Below are 12,380 nucleotides of genomic sequence, written 5' to 3' on the forward strand. Positions count from 1 at the left end.
TATAGGCAGTCAGTTTCGCCGCTAGAGTTCAGGTTCCAGCTCGTCCTCCATGGAAATCGCTGTATCTCGAAATTGTATGTGGAACGCTTCTAACCTGGTTTTCAGGCTGCTTACATCCCCAGTTGCCTCGCCCTTTGCAATTTGTTCAATTAGAGAGCTTACATACGCTACTCTATCTGCGCCAAGGTTTGCGCTCATCGATTTAATCGCGTGTGCAGATAGCCTCGTTGCATGCTTGTCTCCATCGCGAATAGCATGATCAAGTTCATCAAGCTTCTCCAGCATCTGAGTCTCATAGCTTTCCAAGAGGATGTTGAATATCCGCCGACCAGTAGATCTTTCAACCTCTCTAATGTTATCTACTGACTTAGCATTTACTACATTAATGCTTTCAAATTCGACAAATAGGGTCGTGTCATCTATTCCCGTCGAATCCGGGATACCGTTAGCTAGTTGTGGCTCTGCACACCTAGGGGCGCTACCAACTTGCCGTAAGCAATTTGTAAGTACTTCTAGCGTGTACGGTTTAGTGATGTAGTCGTCCATTCCGGCTGAGAAACATTTGTTCTGGTCTTCAGATGAGAGTCCTGCGGTTAGTGCAATTATTGGGGTTCTCTTCAAGTTGCGTCGAGCTTCATCTTCTCGAATTAAAGCAGTTGCTTCGAAGCCGTCCATTACAGGCATTTGACAGTCCATTAGCACTAGATCGAAGTGCTCTTTGTTGAATAGTGAGCAGGCTTCTTTCCCGTTTTTTGCTATTGTTACTGCGCAATTGAGCAATTGAAGCATCTCTGTAGCAATACGCTGATTGATTTCTACATCTTCCGCTACTAGCACTTTGTAACCATGCTCTGCGGAAATATCTCCGTGTTTCTTGGAAACGACTGGGTTCGGCCTTGAGTAGTCCAATTTCATCAAGCTATTCATGGAGGCGGTAAGATTTTCTAACGTGATGGGCTTGTTCAGCACAATCCAATTCTCTGGAACCTGTTGTGCATGTATTTTTGACAACTTACAGAGTGCAATTACTTTCTGGTCAGCTAATTCAGTTAGTTCTTGGGAATTCCTATTTCCGTAATAGTCTAGATCAATAAAAAGTGCTTTAGTGTTCTCAGTTGCTGATGGTGTTTTCAAGTCCTCGATTGAGTTGTAAACATTGAGACTAAGAATACCTAAACGTTGAAGGTGAGATTCCAGCATCTCTCCGACTCGTAGATCATTCGACAGAAGTCTCGCAGGAGAAGTATGTGGAAATGAAGCGGTGCTTCTGCCTGAAGGAGCTTCGAGCGCCTTAAAGCTCATTGTGAAAGTGCTTCCTTTCCCAGGCTCCGATGAGCACGTTAAGGACCCTCCCATTAGTTCCATGTACTGCTTTGAAATGGCCAGTCCTAACCCGGTGCCACCGTATTTTCTGGTGGTCCCCGCATCAGCCTGTTTAAATGCTTCAAATACACTTGTCTGTGTTTGTTCGTCCATTCCTATGCCGGTGTCTTCAACATCGATAGCAATAGAAATATTGTCACCTATTCGTTGTTTGATTTTTGCATGAATGGTGACGTGACCTGATTCGGTAAACTTAATCGAATTGCTTACCAGGTTCATTAATGCTTGGCGGATCTTGGTTGAGTCAGCGAGAAGAATAGTTGGAATTTCTGGACTAATAATATTGTGAATATCTATATTTTTTCTCGAGGCGGGTTCCCCCTGTAGATATGCTACTTGATCAATAACTTCGATAAGGGAAAATTCAGTAGTGTCTAGCTCTATTTTTGCGGCTTCAATCTTTGAGTAGTCTAAAATTGAATTTATCAACGAAAGGAGTGACTCCCCACTTGTTTTCGCAGCCTCAGCAAATCTTTTCTGTTGTTCTGACAGATTCGTATGTAGTAATAGCTCGGTCATGCCAATCATTCCATGCATTGGCGTTCTAATTTCATGAGTCATTGTGGCCAGGAATTCAGATTTGGCTTGGTTTGCATCCTCGGCAGCACGCCTGGCTTCCTGGAGATCAAAGGTGCGCTCCTCGACTTTGAGTTCTAGCTCCTTTTGTCGTTCTCTGGACTGTTTAGCCTTATTGTTCTGACGTCTAAGAAAAAGTGCAATCAAACCTAGTGCGCCTAGAACGTAGCTGGTATAGGCCCATGGGCTTAACCAAGGTGCCGTTTTTACTGAAATATCGAGCCTAATACCTTGTGGGCTCCATACGCCATCAGAGTTGGACCCTTCTACTATCAGATTGTAATTACCGCTAGGCAAGCTTGTGAATGAAATCGTCCTGTCGTTGCCTAGATCTACCCACTCCTCATTAAACCCCAAGAGCTTATAGCGGTATTGGTTTAGTGTAGGATTTGTATAGTCGAGGGAAGCAAATTTGAATGTTGCGAACTGAAAATCGTAATCCAAACTTATGCTAGATGAACCTTGTTCTGGTTCTTTATATAAGATTATGTCGTTTAGGATACGGAATTCTGTGAGGCGTAAAGGTGGGAGGAACGAGCTTTTAATTAGGGTTCCGGCCTTAACAATATTGAATCCATGATTTCCTCCAAAATATATATCACCACTCTCTCTCTTGTATACGGCCGCATAGTTGAATTCTTTTCCTTGCAGTCCGTCGCTAACATCAAAGTTCTCAATGTCTTCCGAGATTGGATTAAACTTTGTAAGTCCCCTATTGTGAGAAAGCCAAAGGTTCCCCAAATCGTCACTACTTACTCCGTAGATATCTGCACTAGGTAGTCCTATATTCTCAGAGTACTGAACGAAATTTCCCTTTTTTTTGCGTATCGAGGCTCGATCCCATTTATTCAGACCTCCGCTTTGTGTCCCAATCCAAAGTGTGCCAGCGGCATCTTCATGTAATGCCCACGCCATTGAACTTGATATAGAGGTTGGATCTGACGGATCGTAGTTGAAACGGGTGAATCGCCCTAGTTCAGGTTCAAAGAGATTTAATCCATTCTCAGTTCCAACCCAAATGTAGCCATCCGAGTCCTGCAGGAGCGCGATTACATTTTTACTGCTGATAGATTTTGGGTCATTTGGTATTGGTACATACTGGCGAAATGTTTGGCTTGCATCATCGAATACGTTCAATCCACCACCGTATGTGGCGATTAGGAGAAGTCCATTTTCCGTACGCTTGATCGCTGTTACGCCATCCGATCCTATTGAGTCAGGTTCTGACGTGTCGTGCTTGAATACTTTGGTCTTTCTTGATGAGAGGTCAATTCTGTTGAGGCCCCCTTTGAAGGTACCTGCCCAAAGGACATCAACATTGTCGGCGTACAAACTCATGACATTTGTATCAGACAATTTGTATATGTTTGTGGGGCTCTCGTCGTAAAATTCCTGAGAGTTTTGTTCTGGCTGGTATTTTGCTAATCCACTACTTGTCCCGATCCAAATATTCCCGCTGGAACCTTCTGTGAATGCGTATATAGGGTTTAGAGAGCTAGACGGCGACTCAATTCGAGTGAACTTTGAGCGAGTGCCATATGCCAACCCTGCATATGTTCCTACCCAAATGATCCCGGATGCACTTTGATAAATTCTGGGGATTTGGTTGTCCGGTAAATTTGAGTTTCCACTGTGAATCCATGTGAATTCGTCCTTCTGAATATCAAGAACACTCACACCATTTCTTGTTGCCATCCATACATTGCCTGTTGAGTCTTGCATGGTCATATAAACTTGGGAGTCGGATATGCTGTCTCGCACCCCAGCGCCCTGATTTGGTGACGGCATGTATTGTTCGAATTTTGAAGTATGCGGATCAAATTTGATAACGCCTGACTCGAACGTGGAAATCCAAATATTTTTGTCTCTATCTGTCATTAAATGCGTCGGGCGAGTGGCAAGAATTCTTGGGCCCAGAGTTGACTCTATATCGATTTCCTCAATGGTTTTTGATTGTGTATCTATTCGAACAAGGCCCTGGTTGTCTATCGCCGCCCATATCAAGCCATTCTCGGTCTCAGTAAAGGAAGTTGTTTCTGTTTGTATGCTTTGCTGCCTGAGGGGAAAGTGAGTAAAGGTTTCTGTGGATGGATTAAACTGACTGAAGCCGAATCCCGACTGGTAGCCGATCCATATGGAGCCGTCAGAAGCCCTGAAGATACACTTTATGGAGTTGGAGAGCGGAGTTTTTGAGGAGATGGAGTTCGCTGCTTGTATGGATGTGAAGCTTTGTGAATTTGGATCGTATTTATTCAGGCCCCCACCTGCAGTAGATATCCAGAGGTATCCATTTTTGTCTTCAACTATCCCCGTGGTTAGTTGATGGCTAATTGACCCAGCAAACCGGTTAGATGCTCTAAATTCGATTACGCTATATCCGTCGTAGCGGTGCAGCCCTTCTTGGGTAAGTATCCAGATATATCCCGAGGAGTCTTGGAAAATATCTCGTACGGATTGCTGTGCTAGTTCGCGGGAAGCAGGGGATAACTGAAACGCGTAGTCTTGCGGTCGCAGGGCTTCAGATGCAGGTGTGTATAGAAGCAGCAGCGCAACGAATAGTAGTAAGCGCTTGCACAACATCCGAGACAGTCCCTTTCAGTGTCGAGGCAACTATGTTAATGGATGCGTGAAGGAATTGTGAAATAAATTGATTGAGTTGTGAGAAGGTTATAAATAGCGTGCCGGGGGAGGCAGAAATCCCCCGGCTTGCAAATTTATTCCTAACTAGCGGATACCCCAGCGATAACCGGTTTGCTCAGCGAAGCTTCGAATGCCCCAGCGGTAGCCAGACTGATCCGAGTTGCTGCGGATACCCCAGCGATACCCCGACTGGTCGGCGAAGCTGCGAATACCCCAGCGATAACCTGACTGGTCGGCAAAATTACGAATACCCCAGCGGTAGCCTGATTGCTCGGGGTTGGACATGGTCGCCCAGTTGTAGTCACTTCCAGAGGCAACTTGCTGGCCTGATTTTTGGTTAACTTGGCCGTGTGATGCCCACTTATATCCATTGGTCGGGGCAGGTTGGCTATCCCAGGTCGCTACCTCGACATTTGTGCTCTCAGAGGAGTTTGTTGTAGCCCACTTGTAAGAAGAGGTATTGGCGGAGTAGCGATTTTCACCGGCTAAGGCTTGGCTAGCGATGCTGTGGCTCACATTTGCCACAACTTTGCTTGAAGTTGTGGATTCAGCCATAGCTGACGTAGAGAGAGCACTTAGTGCTACCGCGGTACAAATTGCTCCAGTGCACACTTTGACCAATTTGAATGCTTTCATTGTTCTGCCCACCAATAATTAATTTCTGATCTTCTCTTCCACATCCTTTCCAGGTGCTCTTTGTGACCTGGTTCCCTAATTCACATCCGTCCCTGAGATGCTAGTCACAGCCATTAATTGTGACGCTTGACTTTGTTATACGGATGCGAGTGAAAAGGTTGAAGGGTGGTACATACCCATTTTGGGTTAGTAGGCGAGTCGGAGATTGTGTGCGGGCCAGTTGGCCTAATTAGGCCGGAATGTAAGTTATTGATTTATAGGAGATAAGCGGGGGGTTTTTGCGGTACCGGCAGATCGTGAAATTTGACCGTTTGCGGGCTATTTTTTGCTCGGCGGTGGTTGTGAGAGGCGTTCGATAATGGCGCGTTCCTCTTCGTATTGCCCCGGCCAGTCGATGGGGGAGGTGTTGGCCAGTGGGGCGCCGGATCGTTCGATATGCGCCTTTACGCCCCACCGGCGGTTGTCGCTCATGCCCTTCTCGGTGGCCTCTCCGGCATAGAGTTCCTTAAGCCCTGGCAGGCTTGCTTCACCTTCTTCAGAGACGATTGCTGGGCCCTCATAGTGCTGTGCATTGTCGATTTCGGATGTGATGTCCATGCCGACATTGCCGCAGCCCCGTTTACCCAAAGTCACTGCGCGGGTGGCGTTAACGTATCCGTTCCCCTGCTGGAACGGACTGTAGGAGAAGCGCCCGTCATTGTTGATAGCGGGTTCGGCGCTGGAGGTCAGTTTGCACTTGATGTCGTCCGGTGAAAGGTCCGGCTCAAGCTGCAGCAACAGGGCTGCGATGCCGCTCACCAGCGCGCTGGCCTGCGAGGTCCCTGTCATGACAAATTCACCGGTACTCAGGATGTAATCCGGGTGCTCCAGCGTCAGGGTGGAACCCGGGCGGGTAAGGCCTGCAATGTGGCCCCCCGGGGCAACGATGTCGGGCTTGATGTGGGCACTGGGGGTGGGGCCGCGGGAGGAAAAATCCGGGATGTAGTCGTCGTTCCTGTTATCGGGAGTCCAGGAATCGGTTACCGCGCCCACGGTAATGATGTAGGGCAGGTTACCCGGGGAGCCAATGCTCATGGGCTCTGGTCCTTCGTTTCCAGCGGCGGCCACTACGACGATCCCGGCATGCCAGGCCCGCATGACAGCCTGGTTGATGGGGTCCAACCAATAGGGCCAGCGTGGGCGGGCGGCGAAAGAGAGGTTCATCACGCGAATGTTCAGGGCCTCGCGCTGGTCAACGATCCACTGGATGCCGCGCACAATATCAAGAAAATCACCTTGCCCCGATTTGTTGAAAGCCCGCACGGCCACGATATCGACATCCGGGGCAATGCCCATAAAGCTTCGCGTTTTCTTCCCGTCGTGGGTAACCGGGCTACTGTTGGCCAGCACGCTGGTCATATGGGTGCCGTGCCCGCTCTCGTCAAACACCTCCTGGCCCGTTACGTTGGCGATCGCATCGTAGCGACCCGTGACGCGGTAGCGCCCCAGGGTGTTGTGGCTCAGTGAGGCGTGTTCCCACAGCCCGGAATCGAGCACTGCCACGGTGACGCCCTGTCCGGTAATCCCGAGTTGATGCAGGGCCGATGCTCCGGCAACAGAGGGGAAATAGGTGTCGGTGCCGTAGGTCGCATACCCGGGTATCAGTTCGGCAGCGCAGCCCTCCCTGAAACGGGCGCTCAGGCTGATCTCGTGTTGCTGCAGCGGCGCCCTGGCGTCGGCGGGGTGGTCAAACCGCAGGGCCACGAGGCTGCTGAGCCCCGGGGTGAGTGGTGTGCTGCCGCTGATCTCAAGCGTGAGGCTGCGGGATGCCTTATCGACTTCCGGGGTATAGGGAAGGAGCTTGCCGTCGTAGTACACGCCCTGCAAAGCGCCAAGCCGTTCTGGCCATTGCAGTTCCAGCGTCTGTAGGGAAACGTCTGCCTCTCCCTTGTTGTAGAGCTGCCAGCGCAGGGCATTGGAGCTGATTTCCAGTTCCAGGGCGCCGCCGACATTGCACAGTTCAGGCTCCTCTTCTGCCGGCGCCAGTGCCAGGTCGTCGATATGGCGAGTCACCAGCGGCGAGAGGAGGACGCCGTCGAGTTGATCTCGCGTCAGAACGGCACCTATGGCATTGATAATGTGCAGGTCGTGGGTGACGATGCCGCCGCGCTGCCGGACCAGGGCGGCCAGTTGTTCGCTGGACTCGCCCTGCAACATGACCCGCAACAACTCGTCTTCCGCGCTGGCCTGCCTCCCGAGTGAAAGAAGTGTCAGGGTCACAGTGGCCAGGCAGTGAATAACGCGAGCCATGCTGCTATGGATCAGGCCTGTGCGAATCGGGTCAGTACAGGATTGAAGTCCTGCTTCAGCAAGGTGGGAACGTCCTCAGGATAGATCGGACGTGAAAAATAGTAGCCCTGGAGCAGGTCGCAGTCGCGCTTGAGCAGATAGCTCAGTTGCTCCTCGGTTTCGATCCCTTCCGCAATGACCTGCAGATTGAGTGACTTCGACAAGGCCATGATGGCATCGACGATTGCGGCGCCGTCCGGGCTGTCCAGGTCGGTCACGAAACTCTGGTCGATTTTCAGGGTGTCGATGGGGAAACGTTTGAGGTAGCTGAGGGATGAGTAGCCGGTACCAAAGTCATCTACCGCCAATGCCAGCCCCAGCTTTTTCAGCTCGCGGAGCTTGGCGATGTTGGTGGGTGCGTCGGTCATAATCGCGCTTTCAGTGAGTTCCAACTCCAGGCGGCTGGCAGCAAGGCCAGCTTTCCCCAGGATTGTGGCGACCTGGGCGGCCAGGTCCCGCTGGCTGAACTGCATGGACGAAATGTTCACGCTTACCCGGAACTGGGGCAGCGAGAGGGTATCCCAGTAGGCGCAGTGCCTTGCCACTTCCTCGATCACCCACTTGCCGAGCTCGATAATCTGCCCGGTGCGCTCCGCTACCGGAATGAATTCGTTGGGAGGAACCATGCCGCGGACGGGGTGTTTCCAGCGCACCAGCGCTTCCAGGCTCACCACATTGCCGGTCCGGGTGCAGACCTGGGGCTGGTAGCGCAGCTCCAACTCCTGGTTCTGCATGGCGTGGCGCAACTCCTCTTCCATCTTGAGTTGCTCTACCGCCTTGGCGTTCATTTCTTCGTTATAGAAACGGTAGCAGGCGCGCCCCTCGGCCTTGGCGGCGTACATCGCGGTGTCTGCATTGCGCACCAGGCTGTCGGGATCGGTGCCGTCCTGGGGGTACAGGGCAATGCCGATGCTCGGGGTGACTACCGGGTTGTGGGATTGCAGGGCGATCGGCTCAGACAGGCTGCGCAGGATGCGTCGGGCCACGGTTTCCACGTGGTCGGTGTGGGGTACATCCGACAGCACCACGGTAAACTCGTCTCCGCCCAGGCGCGCAATTTCTGTGCTCGCATCCACCATGTCCTCCGCATTCTCATCGGAGAAGTAGTTGATCGCGTCGTCCTCGCGCAGCTCGCTGCTCAGGCGTTTGGCAATCTCCACCAACAGGCGGTCGCCGCGGCCATGTCCGATAGAGTCGTTAATCCGCTTGAAGTGGTCCAGGTCGATGAACATCAGCGCGGCGTTGGAGCCGCGGCGCTGGCTGCGCTTGAGAATACGATTCAGCTGCTCGTTGAAGCTGCGCCGGTTGGGCAGGCTGGTGAGGGGGTCGTAATACGCCAGATAGCGCAGGCGGTCTTCCTGGCGCTTGAGCGCGTTGAAGGCATTGCTGGCGCGCAGCATGTACTGCACGTCGCGCCCGAGTAGCGACCAGTTGACCGGCTTGGTCTTGTACTGGGTGGCGCCGGCTTCAAATCCCTGGTCGATGGACTGGCGGTCATCCGAGCCGGTGACGATCATGATGGGGATGGATTCGCCCTGGGGCATCTGGCGGATACGTTTGCAGACCTCCAGCCCGCTCATGCCCGGCATTTCCACGTCCAGGAAAACCAGGTCGGGCCGCTCGCGCACGAATACGTCGATGGTCTCGGGGCCATTGCTGGCCTCAACCACGGTCATGTCCTCGGCTTCCAGGCACTGGCGCGTCAGCAGCCGGACGTTGATGTCGTCGTCGCTGACCAGAATTTTGGCGCGGAGCCGGGACGGAGTATCAGGTGGCATATGTAGTTATGACCGGGCCCATTCGGTTTGCCTCTAGGCTACCACTACCGCCTGTGTAAACCCAGCGGGAGGCCGGTTTAAAGCATCATGAGGGGATGCGTTCACGGCTCTTGAACCGCTGCTCCTGGACGAAGCGGGTTAACTGTTGCAGGGGAATGGCGGGGCTGTAGTAGAAACCCTGCACCTGGTGGCATGCCTGCTCCCTCAGGAAGCTCACTTGTTCGTAGGTTTCGGCCCCTTCGGCGATGACTTTCATGCCCAGGCGCTGCGCCATCTCGATAATCATGCAGCACACGGCAACCTGCTGCTGGTTGTGGGGCACTTCACGGACAAATCCGGCGTCGACCTTCAGGGCGGAAATGGGCAGCTCGGTCAGGTGGGAAAGCTGGGAAAAGCCGGTGCCGAAGTCGTCCAGCGAGAAGGAAATGCCCAGCAGCCGCAATTCGTCCATGCGTGTCTTGATGGCGGCGGGACTCTTGAGAATGGTGCTCTCGGTGAGTTCGAACTCCAGCCGTTCGGCCTCGGCGCCGGTGCGCTGCAGAATGTCTTTCACCACGCCCACAAAGCGTTCGTCCTGGATCTGGGAGAACGACACATTCACGGCCACGTCAACGTGCTGCATGCCTTTGTCCTGCAGCCAGTTGAGGGCGTGGCAGGCGTGCTGGATAACCTGGTAGCCGATGGTCTTCATCAGCCCCATGTCTTCGCATTCCTTGATGAACTCGCCGGGGCAGACCAGGCCACGCTCGGGGTGGTTCCAGCGCAGCAGGGCTTCCAGCCCCACCAGCAGGCCGGTGTTGAGGTCCACTCGCGGTTGATAGTGCAACTCAAACTGATTCTTGCGTGCGGCTGTCCGCAACTCCGCGGCCAGCGTAGTGCCGCCACTCACGTCGAACTGGATCTGCCCGCAGTAGCGAATGAACTTGCTTCCCTGAACGGCCTTGGCCTGTTGCATGGCATTGCGCGAGGCCTCGATCAGGTCGCTGATTTCCAGTCCATCCTCGGGAAACAGGGCCGCACCGACACTGCAATCGATCGACACCTGGTGCTCGTTCAGGACGACCGGGGTGGCGATGGATTGCAACATCTTGCCGACAATCAATTCCACGTCGGCAGCGGAGGCGACGTCTTCGAGTATCACTGCGAACTCATCGCCGCCGAGGCGGGCGAGGCTGTCGGTATTGCGTAACTTGTTCTGCAGCCGCCGGGCCAGGGTCTGGATGAGCAGATCGCCGTTGACCTCGCCGTACTGGTCGTTGATGTTGGCGAAGCGGTCCAGGTTGATATAGAGCAGGGCGGTGCTGAACGAGTAGCGCTGGGAGCGCTCAACGGCGCGTTCGAGGTGGGCCCGGAATCCGGTGCGGTTAAGCGCGCCGGTGAGGCTGTCGCGGTTGGACAGCTGCTCAATCTTCAGCCGGGCCTGCTTGAGCTGGATGGCGTAATCCAGCACGCGATGTACCAGGCCGTCCTGAAGGTGTCCGCGCTGCAGGTGGTCCTGGGCGCCAATCTCACGCAGGCGGTGCGCGGTGTATTCCGTCATCTCATCCAGTAGCAGGATGATGGGGGCGGTGACCTGGTTTTTCTGGGCCAGGCGCAGCAGGTATTCGGATTCCGGCCCTTCCGCCAGGATCACCGCGTCCAGGTTGGCGTCGAGCAGGGCTTCCAGGGGGCGGTCCAGGTTGTCGTGGCTGGCAACAGTGAAACGCCGGGGCACGGCGCGCTCAAGACAGGCAGACAGCACCGCATGGTCTGTCCGGTTGTCCGAGATGATCAGAACGTTATGTTGTTCCACCCTTGCCCCTGAATGGTCTGCCGGGCTCTACACACCCGCTACCCTTGCCGTCGCGCGGCATTTGCTAATTCTTTATATAACATGAAGTTATACGCAGATTGTAAAACAAATTCTAGTGATAGTTTGTGAAAAAGTTGCAGGCGAGAGGGTGTTTTCCCCGCGTTCAGGGGGCACTCTGGGCGGTTGGTCTGAAAAGGGGCGGGACGCCGCCCCCGTCGGGGAGCGGCGAGGGCCTCAGCGCCCGGTCAGTTGCCGTGTGCGTTTCAGGTAGTTGCTGCCGTTTTCCAGTACACGGTCCCGTTGCAGTTGCTCCGAGCCCTGGTGCACTTCTTCGAGGTTGGCGGCAATGCCATCGAGCTCTTCTTCAATGCGCTCGAGGGCATTTTCAAGCGTGTAACTCAGCTGGTGGATTTTGCCCATGTCGGCATCGCTGAGGCTTTCCCCCTTGTCCAACAGGGATTCCAGGAATTCGTTATAGGCCTCAAGGTTGCTCAGGGCCTCCTGAATGGTGGCGGCGGGGGCGCCCTGGTAGTGGTCGAAGCGTTCGGCAGCGCCCGCCCCGGTGGAGAGCAGAGTGAGGGGGAGGGCAATCGCCAGCAGAGCTGCCGTGGATTTCATGTTTGGGAGTCCTTCAGCTAAATAAGAATCATTCTCGCCAAAGGTAGGGCATTGCCGCCGGCTTTACAAGCGCCAGTGCCGGATCAGCGGCTGCAGCGGAATACCGGGATGTCCCTGTCGGTGCGGGCCTGGTATTCGTCGAAGTCCGGGTAGAGGGAGCACAGGTGCGGCCACAGCTCGGCCTTTTCACTGGCGCTTACCTGCCTTGCTGTGTAGCTGTGCTCCTCCCCGTCGACCATGATCTCGACCTCGGGATTGGCCTTGATGTTGTAGTACCAGGCCGGGTTGCCTGGCATGCCACCCTGGGACGCTACCAGCAGCTTGTCGTCTCCAAGGGGCAGGTGGATCAGGGCGATGCGGCGGGGCTTGCGGCTCTTCGCCCCCAGGGTAGTGACCACACACACCGGATAGCCGCCCGGGAAGGTGTTCATGATACGTCCCTTGCTGGCGCGAAACCCCGCTACCTGTGCCCGAGTGGCCCATTTGAGGATAAACCGCACCAGTGGTACCTGCTTCTCGGGTATCGGGCGCACGTCTTCACGTCGGGTTTTTACATAGTCAAAGCCGGTCACGATGAGGTTCCCTTTGTTGGTTTTATCGGCGAACGTCCAACACTCTACGGCAGAATT

General features: G+C 53.9%; 7 protein-coding genes. All 7 read right to left on the minus strand.

Going from position 1 to position 12,380, the window contains the following annotated elements:
* Positions 1–21: 21 nt before the first annotated feature.
* Positions 22–4,539 (minus strand): two-component regulator propeller domain-containing protein, encoded by a 4,518-nt coding sequence (locus FV139_RS16250; RefSeq protein ID WP_148069523.1) that lies wholly within the window; start codon positions 4,537–4,539, stop codon positions 22–24.
* A gap of 144 nt (positions 4,540–4,683) precedes the next feature.
* Complete coding sequence (locus tag FV139_RS16255) at positions 4,684–5,235, minus strand: hypothetical protein (RefSeq protein WP_148069524.1); 552 nt, start codon at positions 5,233–5,235, stop codon at positions 4,684–4,686.
* A gap of 318 nt (positions 5,236–5,553) precedes the next feature.
* Positions 5,554–7,524 carry a S8 family peptidase gene (locus tag FV139_RS16260; protein WP_148069525.1) on the minus strand — a complete coding sequence of 657 codons (1,971 nt, stop codon included), beginning with the start codon at positions 7,522–7,524 and terminating at the stop codon, positions 5,554–5,556.
* Between the two features lie 11 nt (positions 7,525–7,535).
* Positions 7,536–9,341, minus strand: coding sequence for a two-component system response regulator (locus tag FV139_RS16265; RefSeq protein WP_148069526.1), 1,806 nt, complete (start codon positions 9,339–9,341; stop codon positions 7,536–7,538).
* An 85-nt stretch (positions 9,342–9,426) separates the two neighbouring features.
* A complete protein-coding gene (locus FV139_RS16270; protein ID WP_148069527.1) occupies positions 9,427–11,133 on the minus strand; it encodes a putative bifunctional diguanylate cyclase/phosphodiesterase in 1,707 nt (568 codons plus the stop codon).
* Between the two features lie 234 nt (positions 11,134–11,367).
* Positions 11,368–11,751, minus strand: coding sequence for a DUF6746 family protein (locus FV139_RS16275; protein ID WP_148069528.1), 384 nt, complete (start codon positions 11,749–11,751; stop codon positions 11,368–11,370).
* Between the two features lie 83 nt (positions 11,752–11,834).
* A complete protein-coding gene (locus FV139_RS16280) occupies positions 11,835–12,323 on the minus strand; it encodes a nitroreductase family deazaflavin-dependent oxidoreductase (RefSeq protein WP_148069529.1) in 489 nt (162 codons plus the stop codon).
* Positions 12,324–12,380 lie beyond the last annotated feature (57 nt).

It is taken from the genome of Parahaliea maris (genome assembly GCF_008064665.1).
GTDB lineage: Bacteria > Pseudomonadota > Gammaproteobacteria > Pseudomonadales > Halieaceae > Parahaliea > Parahaliea maris.

What these genes read in the sequence shown, in the direction of transcription:
- FV139_RS16260 (WP_148069525.1), bottom strand. Translation starts at nt 7,524, where the DNA reads ATGGCTCGCGTTATTCACTGCCTGGCCACTGTGACCCTGACACTTCTT.
- FV139_RS16275 (WP_148069528.1), bottom strand. Translation starts at nt 11,751, where the DNA reads ATGAAATCCACGGCAGCTCTGCTGGCGATTGCCCTCCCCCTCACTCTG.
- FV139_RS16255 (WP_148069524.1), bottom strand. Translation starts at nt 5,235, where the DNA reads ATGAAAGCATTCAAATTGGTCAAAGTGTGCACTGGAGCAATTTGTACC.
- FV139_RS16265 (WP_148069526.1), bottom strand. Translation starts at nt 9,341, where the DNA reads ATGCCACCTGATACTCCGTCCCGGCTCCGCGCCAAAATTCTGGTCAGC.
- FV139_RS16250 (WP_148069523.1), bottom strand. Translation starts at nt 4,539, where the DNA reads ATGTTGTGCAAGCGCTTACTACTATTCGTTGCGCTGCTGCTTCTATAC.